This is a genomic window from Micromonospora fluostatini (assembly GCF_050410825.1).
Classification (GTDB): domain Bacteria; phylum Actinomycetota; class Actinomycetes; order Mycobacteriales; family Micromonosporaceae; genus Micromonospora; species Micromonospora rosaria.
Genome location: NZ_CP191251.1, coordinates 6,079,418 through 6,099,524 on the forward strand (window position 1 = coordinate 6,079,418; position 20,107 = coordinate 6,099,524).

At 71.4% G+C, this 20,107-nt stretch carries 22 protein-coding genes; 11 read left to right on the forward strand and 11 right to left on the reverse strand.

Features of this window, described 5'->3' with window-relative positions; genetic code table 11:
* Positions 1–158: 158 nt before the first annotated feature.
* Positions 159–1,214: a GDP-mannose 4,6-dehydratase gene (locus ACQUFX_RS27005; RefSeq protein WP_428963032.1), complete on the forward strand. Its 1,056-nt coding sequence runs from the start codon at positions 159–161 to the stop codon at positions 1,212–1,214.
* A gap of 69 nt (positions 1,215–1,283) precedes the next feature.
* On the opposite strand, the gene rfbD is transcribed toward ACQUFX_RS27005, so the two are convergent.
* Both rfbD and rfbB read right to left on the reverse strand, forming a co-directional pair.
* Positions 1,284–2,216: a dTDP-4-dehydrorhamnose reductase gene (gene rfbD / locus ACQUFX_RS27010; protein ID WP_428963033.1), complete on the reverse strand. Its 933-nt coding sequence runs from the start codon at positions 2,214–2,216 to the stop codon at positions 1,284–1,286.
* A complete protein-coding gene (rfbB, locus tag ACQUFX_RS27015) occupies positions 2,213–3,286 on the reverse strand; it encodes a dTDP-glucose 4,6-dehydratase (RefSeq protein ID WP_428963034.1) in 1,074 nt (357 codons plus the stop codon). Before rfbB ends, rfbD begins: the two co-directional genes overlap by 4 nt.
* 102 nt (positions 3,287–3,388) lie before the next feature.
* On the opposite strand from rfbB, the gene rfbA reads away from it, so the two are divergent.
* The 8 genes from rfbA (at position 3,389) to ACQUFX_RS27055 (ending at position 9,735) form a co-directional block, all read left to right on the forward strand.
* Positions 3,389–4,294 (forward strand): glucose-1-phosphate thymidylyltransferase RfbA, encoded by a 906-nt coding sequence (rfbA, locus tag ACQUFX_RS27020; protein ID WP_428963035.1) that lies wholly within the window; start codon positions 3,389–3,391, stop codon positions 4,292–4,294.
* Positions 4,291–4,911 carry a dTDP-4-dehydrorhamnose 3,5-epimerase family protein gene (locus ACQUFX_RS27025; protein ID WP_428963036.1) on the forward strand — a complete coding sequence of 207 codons (621 nt, stop codon included), beginning with the start codon at positions 4,291–4,293 and terminating at the stop codon, positions 4,909–4,911. Before rfbA ends, ACQUFX_RS27025 begins: the two co-directional genes overlap by 4 nt.
* Before the next feature lie 141 nt (positions 4,912–5,052).
* The gene (locus ACQUFX_RS27030) at positions 5,053–5,202 is read left to right on the forward strand and encodes a hypothetical protein (protein WP_428963037.1); all 150 of its coding nucleotides are present in this window, start codon (positions 5,053–5,055) and stop codon (positions 5,200–5,202) included.
* Positions 5,199–5,738 carry a hypothetical protein gene (locus tag ACQUFX_RS27035; RefSeq protein WP_428963038.1) on the forward strand — a complete coding sequence of 180 codons (540 nt, stop codon included), beginning with the start codon at positions 5,199–5,201 and terminating at the stop codon, positions 5,736–5,738. Before ACQUFX_RS27030 ends, ACQUFX_RS27035 begins: the two co-directional genes overlap by 4 nt.
* Positions 5,728–7,248 carry a glycosyltransferase gene (locus ACQUFX_RS27040; RefSeq protein WP_428963039.1) on the forward strand — a complete coding sequence of 507 codons (1,521 nt, stop codon included), beginning with the start codon at positions 5,728–5,730 and terminating at the stop codon, positions 7,246–7,248. Before ACQUFX_RS27035 ends, ACQUFX_RS27040 begins: the two co-directional genes overlap by 11 nt.
* Complete coding sequence (locus ACQUFX_RS27045; RefSeq protein WP_428963040.1) at positions 7,236–8,099, forward strand: choice-of-anchor P family protein; 864 nt, start codon at positions 7,236–7,238, stop codon at positions 8,097–8,099. Before ACQUFX_RS27040 ends, ACQUFX_RS27045 begins: the two co-directional genes overlap by 13 nt.
* A gap of 3 nt (positions 8,100–8,102) precedes the next feature.
* Positions 8,103–9,323: a non-hydrolyzing UDP-N-acetylglucosamine 2-epimerase gene (gene wecB / locus ACQUFX_RS27050; RefSeq protein WP_428963041.1), complete on the forward strand. Its 1,221-nt coding sequence runs from the start codon at positions 8,103–8,105 to the stop codon at positions 9,321–9,323.
* 64 nt (positions 9,324–9,387) lie between these two features.
* On the forward strand, positions 9,388–9,735 hold the full coding sequence (locus ACQUFX_RS27055; protein WP_428967097.1) for a DUF998 domain-containing protein: 348 nt from the start codon (positions 9,388–9,390) through the stop codon (positions 9,733–9,735).
* 442 nt (positions 9,736–10,177) lie between these two features.
* Here ACQUFX_RS27055 and ACQUFX_RS27060 read toward each other — a convergent pair whose 3' ends face one another.
* The 7 genes from ACQUFX_RS27060 to ACQUFX_RS27090 all read right to left on the reverse strand — a co-directional run bounded on the left by ACQUFX_RS27060 (position 10,178) and on the right by ACQUFX_RS27090 (position 15,961).
* Positions 10,178–11,713, reverse strand: a complete 1,536-nt coding sequence (locus ACQUFX_RS27060) for a hypothetical protein (protein WP_428963042.1) — start codon at positions 11,711–11,713, stop codon at positions 10,178–10,180.
* The gene (locus tag ACQUFX_RS27065) at positions 11,710–12,582 is read right to left on the reverse strand and encodes a hypothetical protein (protein WP_428963043.1); all 873 of its coding nucleotides are present in this window, start codon (positions 12,580–12,582) and stop codon (positions 11,710–11,712) included. The genes ACQUFX_RS27060 and ACQUFX_RS27065 overlap by 4 nt, the downstream gene beginning before the upstream one ends.
* A 104-nt stretch (positions 12,583–12,686) precedes the next feature.
* Complete coding sequence (locus tag ACQUFX_RS27070) at positions 12,687–13,316, reverse strand: GNAT family N-acetyltransferase (RefSeq protein WP_428963044.1); 630 nt, start codon at positions 13,314–13,316, stop codon at positions 12,687–12,689.
* Positions 13,313–13,978, reverse strand: coding sequence for a GNAT family N-acetyltransferase (locus ACQUFX_RS27075; protein ID WP_428963045.1), 666 nt, complete (start codon positions 13,976–13,978; stop codon positions 13,313–13,315). The genes ACQUFX_RS27070 and ACQUFX_RS27075 overlap by 4 nt, the downstream gene beginning before the upstream one ends.
* Positions 13,975–14,715: a GOLPH3/VPS74 family protein gene (locus ACQUFX_RS27080; protein ID WP_428963046.1), complete on the reverse strand. Its 741-nt coding sequence runs from the start codon at positions 14,713–14,715 to the stop codon at positions 13,975–13,977. Before ACQUFX_RS27080 ends, ACQUFX_RS27075 begins: the two co-directional genes overlap by 4 nt.
* The gene (locus tag ACQUFX_RS27085; RefSeq protein ID WP_428963047.1) at positions 14,712–14,948 is read right to left on the reverse strand and encodes a hypothetical protein; all 237 of its coding nucleotides are present in this window, start codon (positions 14,946–14,948) and stop codon (positions 14,712–14,714) included. The genes ACQUFX_RS27080 and ACQUFX_RS27085 overlap by 4 nt, the downstream gene beginning before the upstream one ends.
* Positions 14,945–15,961, reverse strand: a complete 1,017-nt coding sequence (locus ACQUFX_RS27090) for an endonuclease/exonuclease/phosphatase family protein (protein ID WP_428963048.1) — start codon at positions 15,959–15,961, stop codon at positions 14,945–14,947. Before ACQUFX_RS27090 ends, ACQUFX_RS27085 begins: the two co-directional genes overlap by 4 nt.
* Positions 15,962–16,419: 458 nt before the next feature.
* Here ACQUFX_RS27090 and ACQUFX_RS27095 point away from each other — a divergent pair, with 458 nt between their 5' ends.
* A complete protein-coding gene (locus ACQUFX_RS27095) occupies positions 16,420–16,803 on the forward strand; it encodes a hypothetical protein (protein ID WP_428963049.1) in 384 nt (127 codons plus the stop codon).
* A 32-nt stretch (positions 16,804–16,835) separates the two neighbouring features.
* Positions 16,836–17,534 (forward strand): dTMP kinase, encoded by a 699-nt coding sequence (gene tmk / locus ACQUFX_RS27100; RefSeq protein WP_428963050.1) that lies wholly within the window; start codon positions 16,836–16,838, stop codon positions 17,532–17,534.
* Here tmk and ACQUFX_RS27105 read toward each other — a convergent pair.
* Together ACQUFX_RS27105 and ACQUFX_RS27110 are read right to left on the reverse strand one after the other, a co-directional pair.
* On the reverse strand, positions 17,518–18,069 hold the full coding sequence (locus tag ACQUFX_RS27105; protein WP_428963051.1) for a GNAT family N-acetyltransferase: 552 nt from the start codon (positions 18,067–18,069) through the stop codon (positions 17,518–17,520). The genes tmk and ACQUFX_RS27105 overlap by 17 nt on opposite strands.
* Positions 18,066–19,709: a helix-turn-helix domain-containing protein gene (locus ACQUFX_RS27110; RefSeq protein ID WP_428963052.1), complete on the reverse strand. Its 1,644-nt coding sequence runs from the start codon at positions 19,707–19,709 to the stop codon at positions 18,066–18,068. Before ACQUFX_RS27110 ends, ACQUFX_RS27105 begins: the two co-directional genes overlap by 4 nt.
* Positions 19,710–20,107 lie beyond the last annotated feature (398 nt).

Consider the following 20,107-nt stretch of genomic DNA (forward strand, 5'->3'; position numbering starts at 1 on the left):
GGTAAAACCACATTAGTGGCGAAACCAAAGGTTCCTCAGATCCGCAAATCGGCATACTTCGGGATTTTGTCTGCCAGAATGGCGGCAGGTCGAGAGCAGAGCCCGATCCCGGGTGACCCCCTGTGGCCTCCGGCAACACCGCGCCAAGGAGTCTCACGATGGAAGTGCCGCCGATGGCGACCACCGCCCCCGTAGCGGGCAGTTCGGTGCCGAGTCGAGTGCTGGTGACCGGTGGAGCCGGCTTCATCGGCAGCAGAATCGTCGCCCGGTTGATGCTGATGGGCAGCCACGTCCGGGTGCTCGACGACTTCTCCACCGGTCGGGTCGAGAACCTCGCCGACGCCGCGTACGGCGGGCTGGCGCAGTCCGACGTCCTCGAGTACGACATCCGCACCGCCGAGGCGGTGGAGGTCATCCACGAGTGGCAGCCCGAGGTGGTGGTGCACCTCGCGGCGCAGAGCAGCCTGCCGGCCGCCCAGGAGAGCCCGCTGTTCGACGCCGACGTGAACATCTTCGGCACCATCAACGTGCTCGACGCCTGCGCGCACAGCAGGGTACGCCTGTTCGTGTACGCGGCGAGCAGCGCCGTGTACGGCACCGTGCCGGCGGAGGCGCTGCCGCTGCGCGAGGACCGCGCGCTCGCCGCGACCAGCCCGTACGGCATCAGCAAGGCGGTCGGGATCTGCTACCTGGACTGGTACCGGCGTGAACACGGCCTGTCCTTCACCGCCCTGGCGCTCGGCAACGTGTACGGTCCCGGCCGCGACGGCGACAGCCCCGGCGTGGTGTCGCTGATGGCCGAGGCGCTGCTGGACGGTCGCGCGCCCACCATCTACGGCGACGGCGAACAGACCCGTGACTTCGTGCACATCACCGACGTCGTCGACGCGCTGGCCCGCGCCTGCCACCACCCGGGGGCCGGGCTGGTCAACGTCGCCACCGGCCGGCAGACCAGCGTCAACGAGCTCTTCGAGACGGTCCGCGCCACGGTCGGGGTGGACGTCGAGGCCCGGTACGAGCCACTGCCCCACCCGACCGAGGTCCGCCGGATGGCGCTGAACAGCGACAAGGCCCTGGAGCGGCTCGGCTGGCGGCCCACGATCGGGCTCGTCGAGGGGGTCCAGCTCACCGTCCGGGAGGCCCGGCGGCGGCGCACGGGGGCGCCCCGGACGTACCGGCCGCTGCACCCGCAGCCGGTCGGCGCGGGCCACTGAGCGACGCGGAGGCGTCCCGGGCCAAAGAGCCGGCGGCGCGGGACGGGCGCCCGGCGCGACGGACGCCGATCAGCCGTCGACGCTCCGGGTGACGCCGAGGCCCGGTTCCGCCTGCCGCGCGGCCCGGGCCAGCGCGGCGAAGCCCGGGGTGGCCAGCGCCGCCCGCACCTGGGCCCGCCAGTGCCCCTGCGGCGGTAGGCCGGCCGTGGCCCAGCCGGCGTGGCCGAGCACGGTCCGCACCGGACGGACCGCCGGCCGGGGGAACCGCGTGCGGGACACCGGGCGGACCCGGGCCGGGTCGAGTCCGGCGTGCGCGAACAGCGCCCGCGCCAGGCCGTACCAGGAGGTCTCGCCGGCGCTGGTGCCGTGGTACGTGCCCGGGGGAGCCTGCCCGGCACGGGCCGCCCGCCCCAGCGCCACGAGTTGCGCGGCGAGCGCCACGGACCAGGTCGGCTGGCCGAACAGGTCGTCGACCACGTCGAGGTGGGGCACCCGGGCGGCCCGGTCGAGCATCGTCGCGACGACGTTGGGGCCGTGTTCCCCGTACAGCCAGGCGGTCCGGACGACGTACCCGCGCTGCGGCAGCAGCCGGCGGACCGCCTCCTCCCCCACGAGTTTGCTGCGTCCGTAGGCGTTCACCGGCCCGGGGTGGCCGTCCTCCGGGTACCGGCCGGCGGTCGTCCCGGCGAAGACGTAGTCGGTGGAGACCTGCACGAGGACCGCGCCGGAGCCGGCACAGGCGCGGGCGAGGTGGGCCACCGCCGTGCCGTTGACCGCGGTCGCCGCGTCCTCCGCCCGTTCGGCCCCGTCGACGTCGGTCCACGCGGCGGCGTTGACCACCACGTCGTGGCCGCCCACCGCCTCGGTCACCGCCCGCCGGTCGGTGACGTCCAGCGCGGCGCGGTCGGCGGCGGTCACCGAGGCCCCGTCGAGCCGGCCCAGCGCCGCCACGAGGTCCCGCCCCAGCATCCCCGCCGCGCCGGTGACCAGCCAGCGGGTCACGGTCGGGCACCGGCGGCGGGCCCGTCGCCGACGAGTCCGGTCGGCGTCCGGCCGGCGCGCGGGGCCGGGGTGTCCCGGTCGGTGGTGGCCGTGGCCGGGACGCTGCCGGCCCCGCTCCACCACGGCCGGTGCTCCCGGTACCAGCGCACGGTGTCGGCGAGCCCCGTGTCGAACGGGGTGCCGGCGACGAAACCCAACTCGGCCAGGGAGGCGCTGGTGTCCAACGCGTACCGCCGGTCGTGTCCGGGCCGGTCCGGCACGGGCCGGACACTGTCCCAGGTCGCCCCGCAGGCCGCCAGCAGCCGAGCGGTCAACTCCCGGTTGGTCAGTTCGGTGCCGGCGCCGAGGTGGTAGACCTGGCCGGCCAGGCCCCGCAGCAGGGCCAGGACGAGACCGTGGGCGTGGTCGTCGACGTGCATCCAGTCGCGGACGTTGCCGCCGTCGCCGTAGAGCGGCACCGGCCGCCCGTCGAGCAGGTTGGTGACGAAGCGGGGGACGACCTTCTCCGGGTACTGGTACGGCCCGTAGGTGTTGGAGCCCCGGGTCACCACGACGGGCAGCCCGTGGGTGCGGTGGTAGGCGAGGGCGACCAGGTCGGCACCGGCCTTGCTGGCCGCGTACGGCGAGTTCGGCGCGAGCGGCGTCTCCGGCGTCCACGAGCCTTGGTCGATGCTGCCGTACACCTCGTCGGTGGAGACGTGCACGAAGCGGCCGACGCGGTGCCGCAGGGCGGCCTCCAGCAGCGTGGTGGTGCCGAGCACGTTGGTGCTGGCGAAGACGCCGGCGCCGGCGATCGAGCGGTCCACGTGGGTCTCGGCGGCGCAGTGCACGATCGCGTCGTGGCCGGGCACGATCCGGTCGAGCAGGGCCTCGTCGCGGATGTCGCCGTCGACCACCCGCAGCCGGCCGGTGTCGCGCACGGCCGCCAGGTTCGCCGGGTTGCCGCAGTAGGTGAAGAGGTCGAGCACCGTGACGATGGCGTCGGGCAGCTCGGGCCACGCGTCGCCCAGCAGGCCGCGCACGAGGTGTGAGCCGATGAAGCCGGCCCCGCCGGTGACCAGGAGTCTCACCCAAACCAGGCTAGGTCACCCCACCGCCGAATGGGCCCGGTTCACTGTCGACACGCGGCGTCGGCGGGCGGTCGAAAATGTTTCCCTCCCTACCATGGAGAAATGCGGGGAATACTTCTGGCAGGCGGAAACGGTTCACGTCTGTGGCCGTTGACCCGAGCATTGTCGAAACAACTCATGCCGGTCTTCGACAAGCCGATGATCTATTATCCACTGACGACACTGGTGATGGCGGGAATTCGGGAGATCCTCGTCATCACCACGCCGGACAACGCCGACCAGTTCCGCCGCCTCCTCGGCGACGGCACCCAGTGGGGCCTGTGCTTGCGCTACGCGACCCAGCCGCACCCCGGCGGCATCGCGCAGGCCCTGCTGATCGGCGAGGAGTTCCTCGCCGGCGAGTCCGTCGCCCTGGCCCTCGGTGACAACATCCTGCACGGGGCGGGTCTGGGGCGGCACCTGCGCACTCACGTGGCGGTCTCGGGGGCGCACGTCTTCGCCTATCCGGTGGCGAATCCCGCCGCCTACGGGGTGATCACCCTCGACGACGCGGGGCAGCCACTGGCCATCGAGGAGAAACCGGCGAACCCCCGGTCCCGGCATGCCGTCACCGGGCTCTACTTCTACGACTCGTCGGCGGTGAAGATCGCTCGGCACCTGCGGCCGAGCGCACGCGGGGAACTGGAGATAACAGCGGTCAACCAGGAGTACCTCCGCCGGGGTGAATTGCGGGTATCGGTGCTCGGTCGGGGCACGGCGTGGCTCGACACCGGGACGTTCACGGATCTCGTGCACGCCTCGGAGTACGTCCGGGTCGTGGAGGACCGGCAGGGGCAGAAGATCGGGTGCGTGGAGGAGGCGGCGTGGCGTGCCGGGCTCATCGACGACGCGCAGCTACGCGCCCTGGCCGACCCGTTGCGGGCCAGCGGGTACGGCGACTACCTGCTGCGCCTGCTGACCGAACCCCGGCCCGCGCCGGTCACCGTCGGCAACCGGGGGACGCCGTGAAGATCCGGCCCCTCGCCATCGACGGCGCCTGGGAGGTCTGTCCGCAGCAGCACCAGGACGCCCGGGGCAGCTTCCTGGAGTGGCTCCGCCTGGACCACCTCGGCGAGGCGGTCCGCCGGCCGGTGCAGTTCCGGCAGGGCAACCTGAGTACGTCCGCCGCCGGGGTGGTCCGGGGCGTGCACTTCGCGGACACCCCGCCCGGCCAGGCGAAGTACGTCTGCTGTGTCCGGGGGCGGATCTGGGACGTCGTGGTGGACCTGCGGGTGGGGTCGCCGACCTTCGGGCGTTGGGAGGGCGTGACGCTCGACGACACCGACCGGCGGGCCGTCTATCTCGCGGAGGGGCTCGGGCACGCCTTCTGCGCCCTGTCCGACGACGCCACGGTGATGTACCTCTGCTCGACCACGTACCACCCGGACCGGGAGCACGCCGTGCACCCGCTCGACCCCCGCCTCGCGATCGCCTGGCCGGTGGCGACGCCGGTGCTGTCGGCCCGGGACCGGGCGGCCCCCGGTCTCGACGAGGTGCTGGCCCGGGGCGGCCTGCCCGAGTACGTCACCTGCCGACGTCTCGGTGACCCTCTCGGTGGCGTCCCGGCCGGCCCGCCGCCGGGCTGACCGGCCCGCGCCGCCGGGAGCACCCTCGATCCGAGGGCGACCATTCCTCACCTTCGTGATCACGGCCACTGTGTCCATCTGAGTCCGGTATGTTCCGTTTCGTAAACCGACGGGGCAGTATCGACCAGGGGATGGCAACAGATGTACGGGGTTCCGACGAAGGGTCCGTCGATCGGCGGAGGACTCGCCACGACCGGCGCGGCGATACAGTCCTGGCTGCTGGTGGGGATCGGCTTGGTGCTCCTCGGCGCGTCGCTCTGGCTCGCCACCTACGTCGGCCGGAACCGGTGAGCCGTCCCACCGTCCTGGCCTGGGGCCAGGCCGTCGCTGGCGCGCTCTGCGGCGTCGCCGTGGGCGTCGCGCTGTTCCGGCGGTGGCACGACGTGGCCGTGGCCGAGGCGTGGTTGAACGCCCGGCTGGTGTCGTTCACCGGCCTCGCCGACACCTCGTCGGTCGGCGCGGCGGTGATCTTCCCGCTCGACGAGCGCTGGGTCGGCTTCCTGGTCTCCACCGGATGTTCGGTGGCCATGCTACTGATTCCCCCGTTCGTCCTGGCCGCACTGCTGGTCGGCTTCCGGCGGGTGACGTTTCCTCGCGCGGCGGTCGCGGTGGCGCTGGCGGTGGTCCTGCTCGTGGTCGTCAACCAGGTCCGGCTCGCCGCCGTCGTCGCGGCGATGCGGATGTGGGGCTTCGAGGTGGGCTACCAGCGCAGCCACGTCCTGATCGGATCGGCCATCAGCACCATCGGGCTCATCCTCGTCGCGATCCTCTTCCTGCTCCTGGTGGGACGCGCCGGCCGGCCGCGGAGGATCTCGGGTGCCCACTGAGATTCCCTCCCTGGCCGTGCTGAACACGGTGGCCTTCCTGCTCTGCGTCTACTTCTGCGCCTATGTGCTGAGTATTTTGGTGCTGCACCTGCGCGCCCGTCGGGCCCCCGGCGGGGACTACACCCGGTTCGACTGGCACATCGTCGTGCCGTGTCGCAACGAGGCCACCGTCATCGCCGGCACCCTGCGCCGGCTGCTGCACGACATGCCGGACGTGACCGTCTGGTGCGTCGACGACGCCTCGGAGGACGGCACCGCCGCCGTCCTGCGCTCGTTCGCCACCGATCCACGCGTCCGGGTCGTCACCCGCCGGCCCCCCGACGCCGCGCAGGGCAAGGGAGCGGCGCTGAACGCGGCCTGGCGGGCAATTGAGGCAGGGCTTCCAAAGGACGCCGACCCGGAGCGGGTCGTCATCGGCGTCCTCGACGCGGACAGCTACCTGGATCCCCGGTGCCGGGCCGCGCTCGCCGGGCCCCGGTACTTCGGGTCACCCGCCGTGGCGGCGGTGCAGATCGAGGTCCGCATGATCCAGTGCGCCCGGCCGGGCCTGCCCCTGGGCCGCTGGGCGCGGCTGCTCGTCCGGTTGCAGGACATGGAGTTCCGGGCGCCGATCGCGGCGATGCAGTCGCTGCGCCGGCACACCCGCAGCGTCGCCATGGGCGGCAACGGCCAGTTCACCCGGCTGTCCCTGCTGAACCAGGTCGCCGCCGAGCACGGCACCCCGTGGCACGGCGCGCTGCTGGAGGACTTCGAACTCGGCCTGCACATCCTGCTACAGGGCGGGGGCACGGAGTACTGCGCCGAGAGCTGGGTGGCGCAGGAGGCGCTGACCCGGGTCCGGCCGCTGATCCGTCAGCGGGCCCGGTGGGCCCAGGGGTCCATGCAGTGCGGCCGGTACCTCACGTCGGTGCTGCACTCCCGACGGATCTCCAACTCGGCCACCCTGGAGATCGCCCACTTCCTCGCCGCCCCGTGGTGCCAGCTCGTGGGCACCCCGGTCTACCTCGGCTGCCTCGGCGTCCTCGGCTGGTACGTCAGCCACACCGTGGGCGGCGTCGGCGCCTGGTGGTCGGCGGGCGGCTGGGGCCTGCCCCCGCTCGTGGTGCTCTTCGGCGTCGGCCCGTTCGCGGTCTGGGGTCTGGTGTACCGCAGCCGCTGCGAGCCGCACCTGTCCGTACCGGCGGCGCTGGGCCTCGGCATCGGGCACTGGCTCTACAGCTACGTCCAGTCGGTGGCCGTCTGGGTCGCCTTCGGCCGGCTGCTCGTCTCGCGGTCGGAGTGGCAAAAGACCGCCCGGGCCACCGACCCGACCCACCGGACGGCCCCTCGCGACCGCGACACCTTCGACCCGCTCCCACCGGGCCCGCCCACCGCCCCGGGCGCCACCGCCCTGGTCATCCGGGCGAGTGTGCCCGTCACGCAGCCCCCGATCCAGACCACCCCGACGAACCGCCCCCACCTCACCATCAGCGACAGCGACAGGAAGAGAGCTCTCACATGCGCAAGGTAGGACCGGGCATCGCCCGGGTGGCGACGGCCCTGGCCGGCGGACTGGCGATGGTCATGGTGGCCGCGTCACCGGCGATGGCCGACACCTCACAGTCGACCGCGTCCGCGCTCCAGATCAGCCTGGTCGGGGGTGGACTGGCGAGTTCCGGCTCGGCGAGCGCCACCAACGACGGGACGACCGAGTCCATCTCCGGCAACACGAACCCGCCACTGGCCGTCCTCGGCGGCCAGTCGGTCATCACCGCCGGGGTCCTGGGGCAGTACGTCCGGGCGTTCAACGACGGCACCTCGGCCGCGTGCGCCGGCGTCCTCGGCAGCGGCGGGAGCATCACGATCGGCTCCGGCGGCAACTGCACCGTGAGCCCGGGTGCCGAGGTCTCCCTGAACCTGGGTGCGAACGGCCTGGCCACGATCTCCCTGGTGGCCGACGCGCTCTACTCCTCGTGCACGGCGACCAGCAGCCCGTCGGCCACCGGCACCGCCAGCCTGGCCAACGCGCGCATCGTGTCGACCGTGGCGGGCGTGTCGACCACCCTGCTCACCCTGCCGGCGAACCCGGCACCCAACACCGGACTGAGCGTGGCGGGTCTGCTGAACCTGACCCTCAACGCGCAGTCCAGCTCCACCACCGGACAGCTCAGCGTGACCGCGCTGAACCTGTCGGCGATCGGTGGCGCCCTCGCCTCGGTCACCATCGGCCAGTCGAGTTGCGGACCCAACGCGGTCGCCCCGCCCATCCCGGTGATCCCGCTCGCCGGCGTCCCGATCGCCCTCGGGCTCAGCGCCCTCGCCGCCACCACCGGCGGCGGCATCCTCCTGCACCGGCGCCGGCGCGCCGCGAGCCGGAGCTGACCGGTGGGTCGTGGCAGGGTGGGCCGACCCGAGATCGTGTTCCTTGCGGGCACCCGTCCCGAGGGGATCAAAATCGCACCGCTGGTCCGCCTGCTCTGCCGCGACCCCCGGGTCACCACCACCGTGGTCGACACCGGTCAGCAACCCGGTCGGGTGGACGAGGCGCTGGCACCGTTCGGGCTCCGCGCGGACGTCAGCCTGACCCTGGAGCGCCGTACGGGCGTGCTCGCCGAACTCGCCGCCGGCCTGGCCACTGCCGTAGAAGGGGTGCTGGCCGGCCGCGGCGTCAGCGCGGTGGTGGTGCACGGGGACACCACCACCGCGCTGGTCGGGGCCCAGGTGGCATTCTGGAACCGGATCCCCGTGGTCCATCTCGAGGCGGGCCTGCGCAGTCACGACGTACGCCAGCCGTTCCCCGAGGAGGCCAACCGGGCCATGGTGGCCCGCTGCGCCGACCTGCACCTGGCACCGACCCCGACGGCTCGGTCGAACCTGCTGCGCGAGGGCGTGCCGGCGCACCGGATCGTGGTCACCGGCAACACCGTCGTCGACGCGCTCGACAACCTGACGCGGGCCGGGCTGGCTCGGCCACCGTCCTGGGTTGATGCCCGACGCCGCCTGGTGGTGGCCACCGTGCACCGCCGGGAGAACTGGGGCACCGGCATGGCGGATGTGCTCCGCGCGCTGGCCCGGGTCGCCCGCAGCGGGGACGACCTCGACCTGGCGCTGGTCACCCATCCCAACCCGCACCTCGCCGCGCAGGTACGGGCCGGCCTCGGCCAGGTGCCCAACGCCCGACTCGTGCCGCCCCTGCCGTACCCCGAGATGATCGGCCTGGTGCGCGCCGCCCGCCTGGTCGTCACCGACTCCGGCGGACTCCAGGAGGAGGCCGCCAGTCTCGGCGTGCCGGTGGTGGTGACCCGGGGCACGACCGAGCGGCCGGAGATCGTCCAGCACCGGCTCGGTGACCTGGTCGGCACCGAACCGGACCGGATCGTTGAGGCGGTCACCCGCCGCCTGGCGCAACCGGCTCCCCGCCCCGGCCGTTCCCCCTTCGGCGACGGCCGCGCCGGGCAGCGGTGCGTGCGGGCCATCGAGGCACTGCTCGGGCTCCGGGCGACCGCACGGGTGCTCTCCCCACGCCCCCAGCCGGCGCCGGCGGCCCACCGGTCGACCGCACCGACCCCGGCCGTGCCACCGCCGGCCACCGCGCCGGTCACCTGAGCACCCGGTCGGGGTTTCCACCACCGGCTATGTTGACGGGATGACCTAAACGCTCGGTGCCGGCATCGCGGGCAGTGCCCTCTTCGTCCTCGTCTTCCTCGTCGACGGCGCCACCCGCCCCGGCTACGACGCCCGCCAGCATCCGGTGAGTGCCACGGCGCTCGGCCGGCGGGGCTGGGTGCAGACCAGCAGCTTCGTGGTCAACGGCCTGCTCGTCACCGTGTCGGCGGCCGGCCTGCCCGCTTCGGTCTCGCCCTGGTCGCCTCCGGCGTGTGGCGGATGGACCCGATGCGGGGGTACCCGCTTGGGCACGCCCCCGGGCACCCCGGAGACCACGAGCTGGGCGCACCGGCTGCTCGACGCGGCCGGTGCCGTGGTCTTCGTCGCGGGGCACGCAGCACTGGCCGCGTGACTACTGAGGCAGGACCGCTGCATCTCGAACGGCCCATGGCCACGCTGTTGGTGATCTTCGCAGCCGTGGCAGGCCTGATCACCCCTTTCGAGGCTGCGGGCCGGTCGCTACCCCGACCGGCCCGCAGGGCAATCCTGTGCTGGTTTCCAGCGCAAGGACATGTCAACACCCGACCGAAGCCTAGCGCTCCTCCTGCCCGGAAATAACGTTATGTGCATAATCGGCCGGTAGGTTCGTGGCGGGTAAATTACGCGCTACCTCAAGCTTTGAGCAGCGGCGCCCCGAGGCGGCACCTGCCGCTGGGCCTACCTCAAGAGATTCCCGACGTCGAGCCGGAGACGGGGGCGAGGACTCGGGATGTCCTGGCAGCTCAGGGCATGAGGGCCGGCTGAGCTGCGCTTGACGGTGTACTGCGGCAGGACGGCGGGGTGACCGCGGTCGCTTATCGGTGGCAGGTGTGTTGGAGGCGGCAGGCGGTTTCTTCGGCGATGCGGCGGTGTAGGCCGGCGAGTTGCTGGTCGGTCATGCGGGTGAGGTCCTTATCGTTCGGGGCGGGTGACGGGGTAAGCCGTTCCTCGCCTGGGTGTGGGGTGCCGCCCGGCCCGTAGTGGAGGCCGGGGCCGTTGCCGTGGGTGTTGGCGGTGCTGCCGCAGCGCAGGATGCTGCCGTCGTTCCGGTGGAGGCAGGTGGGTGTGTCGCCGGTGAGGGTGCCGGTCCCGGTGGCGTGGTAGAGGATGGTTTGTCCGGTGCCGAGGGTGGCGGTCCACCGGTCGCGGCCGGTGGGGATGACTTCGTAGATGGTGATGGTGTGCCAGTTGGGGAGGTCCTGGTAGTCGGCGCGGATCCGGTCGGCGATGGCGGTGGGTGACACCCAGGCGGGGTCGAGGCGGTGCACGGTCAGCGGCGCGAGGCGGAGGCCGGGGTGTCGGGCGGGGATGGTGGTGATGGCGGAGATGGCGGTGGCGGATCCGCGTGCGGTCATCGGGGTGACGTAGGTCGGCCGACCGCTGCCGGTGGTGGTGAGGGTGTATTCGGCGGTGTTGGCGGAGTTGACGTCGTCGTCGGGGAGTTCCCATCCGGTGCGGCGGAACAGCCAGTCGGTGAAGGTTCCGGTGGCGGTGGTGGCGTCGCGTTGCTGTGCGGCAAGGCTTAGCGGGTACGACGGGCCGGGTACTCCGGTGGTGTCGGTGGTGATGGTCAGCTCCCCGGTGCTCCCGTCGTAGAGGGCGACCCCGGCGGGTTTCTCGGTGACGACGAGGATCCCGGTCTGCCGTTTCAGCGGCACGACGACGACGGGCCGGTTGTGGTCGCAGTAGGCGTAGATGTCGTCGGCGGTGAAGCGGACCCACCGTTGGTGGGTGGAGATTTGGCGGCCGAGGTTGTGGCCGAACAGTCCGCCGGCGCGGGCGTCGGCCCGGTCGGGGTCGAACTCGCACCGCTCGGCGGGGCCGTGTCCGTCGCCGGTGGTGGGGGTGGTGAGGACGGTGGCGTAGCCGGCGAGCATGCCCCGGCGGGTGATGAGGCTGGCGTGGCGGTCCTGGTCGGGTAGGTGGGCGTCGCTGACGATGTCACCCCCGTCCGGTAGGGCGGATCGGGCCTGTGCCTGGGCGACCTGGAACGGGGTCCGGTCGGCGAGATCCGGCACCGGGTCGGTGGTGACGGTCAGGGTCGTGGTGAGGGTCCGGTCCTGCTGGTACTGGGTGTGGGTGATCCAGCCGATCGCGACGGTGGCGCCGATCAGGCAGCCGGCGAGGCCGAGGCCGATCATCGGCCGGTTGTCGTACTCGTCGAGGCGGGCGCCGAGGCTGCCGAGACCGGCGGCGATGGCCACGCCGACGGTGACGGCGAGCGCGACCGGGAGGATGGAACGGAGTTCCCACACGGCGATGGTCGTGTAGTAGGGGGCCAGGCCGAAGCACCCGGCCACGAACAGAACCGGGCCGCCGAGCAGAAGCGCGGTCTTCGGGATGCGGTTCACGACGAGACCTCCGCCACCGCGACGGTGCTGGTGGTGTGGAAGGCCGGGTGGGGTGCGGGGGGTCTGCGCAGGAGGTAGCGGAGGGTCGAGGCCGTGACCGGGGGGAGGAGGCCGACGGTGTGCCAGCGGGTGTCGGCGGGGTCAGTGCGGTAGCCGTGGCCGACGAGTTCGGCGGCGATGCCGGGCAGGTGCGCGGCACCCCACACCATCACCACGTTCCCGTCGGTGGTGGTGGCGGTGTTCACGGCGAGCGCGGTGCGGGCGTCGAGCAACACCCGGTCCAGCGCCTCTTTCCGCGGGTCAGGATGGGGGCGGCGGCCGTGGGGGTCGTTCCCGTGGGCGGCGGCTCGGGCGATGTGGCGCAGGCCGAGGGCGAGGAGTGCGTGGAAGCGGCAGTGCTGCCAGGGTTGGGTGTCGGGCCAGTCGAGGCGTTTCCGGGTGGTGGTGAGGTGGGCGCGCATGGTGTCGTGGCCGACGGCGCGGATGATGTCGAGGTCGGCCATGTCGACGGTGCGCCAGGTGGGCCGGTGCAGGACGGAATGTTGGGAGACCCAGCCGAGCACGCTCATGCGCCGGGTGTCGAGGTCACGGCTGGCGTGAAGCTCGTTGAGGACGGTCTGGTCGTCGGCGGTCGGGGTGTCGGCGGGGGTGATGTGCTGGGAGCCTTCGTGCTGCACCCGCCAGCCGTCGCGTTCGTGGGCGGTGATGTCGTCCAGGAGCACCTGGTAGTAGCCGGGTTCTCCGAAGTGGAAGGTGGATGCCACCTGCAGCCGGTGTCCGGTGTCCGGGTTCCGGAACGCGGTGACGGGGGTCTGGAGAGCGAGAGGGCGGCGGCCGGTGGGCCGCACGCGGATGTAAGGCAGGGTCATGGTCCTCAACTCGGTGAACAGTCGGGCTCGATGTCTCGAAGGGCCCACCCGGTCGGTGACGGCAGGGGTGAGGCGACCTGGTCGTTGCCGACGTTGGAGCGCGGTCAGCCGGCAGGCGCCGGGTGGGCAGGCAGCGGGCGGCCGGTGCGGCGCAGCGGCCACAGCGCGGGCCCGGCGGGCAGGCGTAGGGGCAGGTCGGGGTGGTAGCCGCACGCGGTGAGGTGGTCCCGCAGGGCGGTGGTGGTGACGACCGTGTCGACCGGCAGCCCCTCGTCGTCGGCGACCTGGTGGCGGTGGTCGAGTAACTGCCGGCCGGCACCGAGCCCGCGCAGGCTGGGGTGGATCCACAGGTGGGTGAGCCAGTGGTGGGGTGCCGCGGACCGGTAGCTGTCGACGGTCGTCTGGAGTTGCGCGTAGCGGACGGCCGCGCGTCCGGTGTCGGGGCCGAAGCGGTGCCGTAGGGGTGGGGTGGTGTCGGGTTGGGCGTGGTGGTGCCAGACGGCGACGCCGGTCACGTCGTCGAGCACGTCCACGTCCCCGTACTCGACGGCGTGGGTGATGTCAGCGGTGAACAGTGGGTGGAGCTGGTCGTAGCGGTCGCGGGGTGTGGCGTCACCGGGGAGCAGCCACCGGGCGAGGGGGTCGTGGACGGCGGCGGCGGTGAGCATCGCCGCGACCGCTGCCACGTCACCGGGCAGGGCCCGTCGGATGTGGTGGGTTACGGGCACGGTCATCGGATGGGGTCCTCACTGAAGCAGTCGACAGGTGGGGAGACGGTGCTCGGGAACGCGGCGGGAAGCCCGGCCGGCCCGGGACGCCACATGCGCCAGACGGTGGGGCCGTCGGGCAGGGTCATGGGCGGGCAGGTGTGGTAGCCGAGCCGCTGGTAGAGGGTGGCGCGTGGGTTGGTGGTCGCCACGTAGGCGGCCACACCCTGCGCGTCGAGACGCCGGTGGTGGTGGTCCAGGAGGGCGGTGCCGAGGCCACGGCCCTGCCGGGCGGGACGGACGGCGAGGTGGGCGAGGTGGTGGTGCGGCGTGTCGGGGTGACCGACCTCGAACAGCGCCTCCATCAACGCGAACAACGGCCCGTACCGACCAGTGACCTCCGCGAGCGCCGCCTGATGCGTGGGAGCGGGTGGGGGTGGTGGGTGCAGGCGGGGGTACCAGACCGCCACGGCGGTGCGGTCGGCGACCGTGTCGACGTGCCCGTGCTCCAGGCCGTGGGCCAGGACGGTGGTGAAGTAGCGGTGGTAGATGGTGGGGCGGTCGGTCGGGTCGGGGATCAGCCACCCGGCGACCGCACTGTCGTGGAACGCCTCCGCGAGAACCTCGGCGAGGGCGTCGACATCGTCGGGCGTGGCCCGGCGGACGGTCACCCGAGCAGTGATGGTCATCGGAGGGCTCCCGGCACGGGTTCACCCAGCGGCGACACACTGGTGGTGACCAGGGCGGCGAGGGCCGCGAACAACTCGTGCACCGGCGGTTGCACATCCTCGACGACCTCCCGCAGGTACACGCGGGCGCGCAGTGAGGCGCCGGCCAGGAGCGCGGTGTCCAGGTGGGTGTGCAGGACCAAACCGGCCAGGATCCGGTCACTGTCACCCAACGGAGCGCGGTCACGTAGCTGCTGGGACAACCTCGTCCACGGCCACGCCGCATCAAACCGGTCAGCGGGCCGGTAGCCGCCACGCTTGGCCCAAGGCCGCCACCGGCTGCCGGAGTGCGACGTCAGCAGTCCGGTCTGGCACATCCGGTGCGCGACCCGGTCATGCGCCGACTCGCCGAAGAATGCCAGCCACACCCGCGTCGACTCCGGTTTCACGGCAGCGATGCGGTCCAGCAGCACACCCTGCACTGCGTCCGCCGGCCGGTGGCGGTCGCGCACCTGGACCTGCCCCCGGTCGACCGTGATCCGCCCGCTGACGTGCAACTCGGCGAGCAGCGCGGCGGCCAACCCGTACGCCGCCACCGGCCGGGGCAGCCGCGGCTGACCGGTGTCGTCGTGAGCGAGGAGGTGGAACTCGTCGGCGAACCGGTGCCCGTCACCACCCCGCGCCTGGAGACACACGGGTGCGGTAGTGGGCGGGGCGTGGCGGGGCACGTGCGAGCGGGCGGCGGAGCGAGTGGTCACCGCAGCGGACCTTCCTGGATCGAAACGGACTCGTCAGAGGGGATGCCGAGCTGGTGGAGCAGGAGACGGCCACCCGGGTGGTCGGCAAGTTGACGGACCGCCCAGGTCTGCTGCGGGCAGGGGCCGTCGGCCGGGCAGGTGGGACAGACGCCGCTGTCGGCGTGGGCGCGGACGGTGCGGGAGGCGGCGGTGAACCGGTCGGTGGGGTGGCCGCTCTCCTCCAGGCGCGTCATGACCCACCGACGGCGGTGGGGGCCGGTAGTGCTGCCGGGTCGAGGTCCACGACCACCGGCAGGTGATCACTCGCCGCCCGGCTGACCGGGGTGTCGACCACCGCAACCCCCGACACCGCCCGCAACACCGGTGCGGTCGCGTGCACCATGTCGATCCGACGGGCGATACCCCGAACGCTGTACGGACACGACGGCCAATGCCCGGTCGTCGCCTGCCACGGACGGCGGGTGTGGGCGGCCACGTCGTACAGGCCACCGGCCTCCCACACCGCCGCCGGCCGCCGATCCGCCCGATGATTGGTCCCCGGGTGGGTGGGCTCGTGGCACTGGTGCACCAGATCCGGCCACCACAGGTGCCCGGTGTACGGGTCAGGATCGTAGAAATCACCGTTCACCCGGGCCGCCCCGACCGCGTTGAAATCGGATCCGACCAGCACCGGCCCCGCCGACGCGGTCACGGCCGCCAGGGTGGTCTCGGCCTGGTCCAGACGACGATGCCGACCGAACGCCGGCGCGTGGTACGACGCGAACGTCATCGCCCGACCCGCCACCGCAAACCCGAGGCGGACCAGGGATCCGTAGCCGACGCCACGCCACCCACCATGGTGGTGCACGGCGGGGCTGTAAGTGCGGAACGTCTCCGGCAGCGGGGTGAGACCGGGACGCCAGAGCAGCGCCACGTGCAGGGTGTGATCACCGACCGCGACCGCGTGGACCGCCCGGCCGGCGGACTCCTGCACCGTCGCGGTCAGACCGGTCCGCTCCCCCACCTCCGCCACCAACCGACCAGCACGACCGGGCGGGCACTTCAACTCCTGCACCGCGATGACGTCGGGTTTGATCGCACGGATGGTCTGGATCACCTGCCGCTGCCGCTCACCCTCCTGGGCGCTCTCAGGAGCAAGGGACAGGTCGAGCAGGTTGTAGGTCGCGAAACGCAATCTCATGGCACATGGCCTCCTGACGCGGATGATCGGCCTGACTACATCTGGGTGATCGGGCCTCGGCAGCACCTCTTGCTCCTGCTTATGCACTGTTGAAGCCATTCGCTGGTGTCGTCGGCGTCTATTGGTTAGCCTTCTCCTTACCGGCTTTTTCCTCAGGCCATTAGACCCGCGCCGACGCATGTCGGAAACCTTCGACGCGAATCTCCGACGCGGACCCGCCCGCTGTTAACTAAGCAGGGCCGCGCGACCGGGTGCCGTCGTCTTTCGAGAACAGTGACCAGCGAACCCGGTCACGTCTCAAGTTATGTGGACGGGGTGAACGAAGAGGCCACCGCGTCCCGCAGATCAGCGGGACGGAATTCCGAGTGCGGGGGCGAAGCGGGCAGCAATCGATGCCGCCGGGCATCAGTTTTTGCTGGGGTGGCGGATGTCGAACAGCTTCGACGTGGAGATCCGACATATAATCCGCGTTTGGGAGGTGGTCGCCGAGTCGCGTTCCAGTCGACGTCAATGACTTGCAGACGATGCGGGCGATCACCGCCGCCACCGCGCCGCTGGCCGACGACGTCGAGCTGGTGCCGATCCGGTTTCCGAACGACGATCGGCCGCTGGCCGGCTGCGACGCCGGCACCCTCATCTACGTCTTCGCCAACGACGACACCGCCGTCTGCCCCTACCTGGTCTTCGCCGCCAGGACACCGCAGTCCCGACATGCCGACCGCGAGATCCTGGTCGGCAACATCCTCGACGCCGAGGTCACCGACGCCCTCGGCCGGTACCAACTCCACGACGTGCGGCTTGAACAGCTCGTGCGGCAAGGGCTGCCCGGCCGCCGTCGTCGCCGCCGGCGAGCGGATCGGCGCGCCGGACACCGCGCAGCCCACCCGAGGCCGCCCGGCTGCCGCTGATCCCGATCCAACAGGTCAAGGCCTGACCCGCCATGTTCGTCGTGATCGAGGGGCCCAACGGCGTCGGCAAGACCACCGTCGCGGGTCTGCTGGCCAAGCGGCTACGTCACCGCGCCGCTCAGCCCGTTCACCTGACGACCGAGCCGACCCGGACCAGCCTGGGTGAGCTGCTGCGCGAGGCCGAAGGGGTCGTCCACGGGCGAGCCCTCGCGCTCGCGATCGCCGCCGACCACTCCATGCACGTCGCGGACGAGATCATCCCCGCGCTCGACGCCGGCATGATCGTGGTAAGCGACCGATACGTGCAGTTGTCGCTGGTGCTGCAGCGGGTCGACGCGGTCGACCTGCGCGAAATCTGGAGCTACAACCGGCACGTCCTGCAACCCGGCATCTCGATCTACCTGGTCGACGACCCGCAGGTCATCGCCACCCGCCTCGCCGCGCGGCCCCGCCTGAGCCGGCTGGAGGCCACCGGCACCCCCGAGCGCGAGTTGCGGTTCTACGCGCAGGCGTTTGACTTTCTGAGGCACCAGTCGTGGCACCAGGCGCGGATCGACTGCCAGGGCCGGAACCCGGACGAGGTCGTCTCCGCCATCCTCGACACGCTGGACCCGGTGCGCGCCCAACGCCCAGTGAGAGTGAGCCCTCACCACCTCATCCGAACGCACGCCGCCCGGCGTGTCACCGACTCGGAAAACGTTCGTGGACAACGCACTAGACGTCGGGTTTGAGAGGGCGCATGAGGGCATGGAGTCGGGGTGCGTCAGGGGCTGGTTGCACGTCAGCAACCTGCTGCCAGCCCCACCGGCCGTAGATCTGACGGGCTGGTGCAGTGGGTTCGGCCAGCAGGATGGCATAGTGTTCGGGCCGCCGGTCCAGCAACGCGGCGAGAAGAGCACGACCAAGTCCCCGGCCCCGTCGGGCCGGGTGGACGACCAGTTCGATCACGGCGAACTTTGCTGAAGCGACCAGCTCGGCTGGCGGTTGCGGCGTGCTGGTGCCAGCCCACCAGCTTCCCTCCCTGAACGGCAGGCCAAAGGCGAAGCCCACCAGGACGCGATCGGCGTCCGCGGTGATGAGCGAGAACCCGGGGCTCTGCACTTGGCGGTTCGTGCGTTGCAGGAATCGTTGCCGCGTGAACAGTGGGCCGCCGTCGTAGGGAGGTTCCGCGTACACCATTTCGTACAGGTCGGCGATGGCAGTGATGGTCGAGCCGGCGTCATATCCTTCGTGACGGCGTAGATGGATGCCGTTGAAGCCGGTCATGCGACGTCCGGTGAGGCAGAAGCGGTCAGGATCTCGCGAAGCCCGGCGACCGATGACCGACGCCGTTGCTGTTCGGGAACCGCGTCGAGTACCACGTGTCCGAGGCGGACGACGAGCGCGGTCCGGCGTGACTGCGGCAAGGCAGTGATGGCCTGCTCCGCGTGGCTCGCGCCGTCGTCAAGGTGGCCGTCCCTGATCAGGCACATCGCCGTGTGCAGGTGAACCTGGGCGCGAGCAGCCGGGGCCCAGTCGGGCATGAGGGCCAAGGCTTGCTGTTGCGCCCGCAGCGCATCCTTGGTCTGTCCGAGGTGGCTGTGGACGTAGCTGAGGGCGTGCCACAGACGCCGCTGCGGCCACTGGTAGATGCTTCCGGTATCTGCGGTGACACCACCGGTCAGCTTGCCGAACACGTCGGTCAGCGTGCTCGTGTAGAACTGTGCACGGGTTGCGTCGCCCACCAAAGCACAGGCTTGCGCACTCGCGCAGAGCGCCTCAGCGGTGCCCGGATAGGCTCGCCCGCCACTGATGGCCAAGGCCTCATCTGCGCGCTTGACCGCCGTCGTGCGTGACGAGCTCCGGTCGTAGAGGGCATGGACGGCGGCCTGGCCACGCACCCACACCCGGGTCGCCGGATCCCCGGAGGTGTCAGCAGCCTTACGACAGGTACGCCACCACCTGCGCGCCGTCTGGAACTGGCCGGTCTTCGCCAATGACATGGCCATGACCGCCGCGAGCTGAGCCCCGACCCGGGACAAATCTGCCCGACGGCTGCCACGGCTACCCGCCAGCGTCTGCTGAAGATCTGCCAGGTCACCGGCCAGATGCAGCATGAGTGACGTCGGCGGCAACGTGTAGAAAGCGCGCCCGTACTCCTCGCCGACCTCCTCCCACTCCGCCACGTCGACATCTCCCGCCTCCTGTCCAGACATCGACGAGGCAAGCCCGGTCCGGATCACGTCCAGGGCCGACCCACTCACCCCCGCAGCAAGGGCGGTGATCGCCTGCTGAAGAAGAACACGACGCAGCATGTCGCCCTCCATCCCATCGCTGTCGCCGCCCGTTCCACCGAACGAACGTCTAGCGGTATCACCAGCCTGGGACGCCTTGTCGCCGCCGCGCAAGCCACCAACGAGCACCCCCTGGATCGCAGCCTCGACGACAGCCTCAGGCCGGACGGCCGGAAAACCCGCCGCATGCGGAGCCGGGACAGACACGGCCGACGGATCTGCGGAGGTCACAGAACCGACGTCGCCCATCGGCGGCAACCGCCCGCGGTCCCGGGACCACTCGGGCGACCCGACCGCAGCGATCATCTCGGAGTCGAGTACCGCCGCCCATCGGGCCCGACGCGCCGCCTCGGCCTGCTCCTGCCGATGCTGTGCCTCCAACGACCGGTAGTCGTCGTAGCCCGCGATCAACTCGCCGCCCGCGTGCAGAAGCGATTCACACTGTGCCCAGAAGACCCGGTCCACCACCTGCCGCCCGCACTCGACGTTCGCAACAGTGCTGCGTGTGCTGTACACCTGCCGGGCCACATCGTGCTGCGTCAACCCGCGCGCCCGGCGCCATCTGGCCAACGTCTGCCCCAGCGCCCGCTTCATATCCCTGAGCCGCTGCGGATCCACAAGCAACCCCTTCATCGCCGTCCATGCAAGCAGACCGATCGAACCTCGAACAGTGAAAACTATGCAGACCGTCACCGCAAGAATTGCTTTTCTCGGTTCAGTAGGTGTCACTGTGCCAAACTCCAACGGAGTGCCGCCGGCATCAGGTCAACAGAGCTCAGAGCGTGCATCCACGCCCAACTCGCCGGAGGCCATGTGGTGATCGGGATGCGGCTAGCCTCGATCATTCGCGGGGTTGACGTGTTAGTGCAGCCCCGCCAGATTAATCCGTGCAGGTCGATGTGGTCGTGGGCGGGTCTCCTGGTTCCTTCCGCGCTCGCGGCTCGGATCGCTACATCCAGATCCAGGGCGGGCCGGTTCGTATACCCGGTGGGGCCGGCGCGGTGACGTGCCGAACGGCTTCGTGTATACGT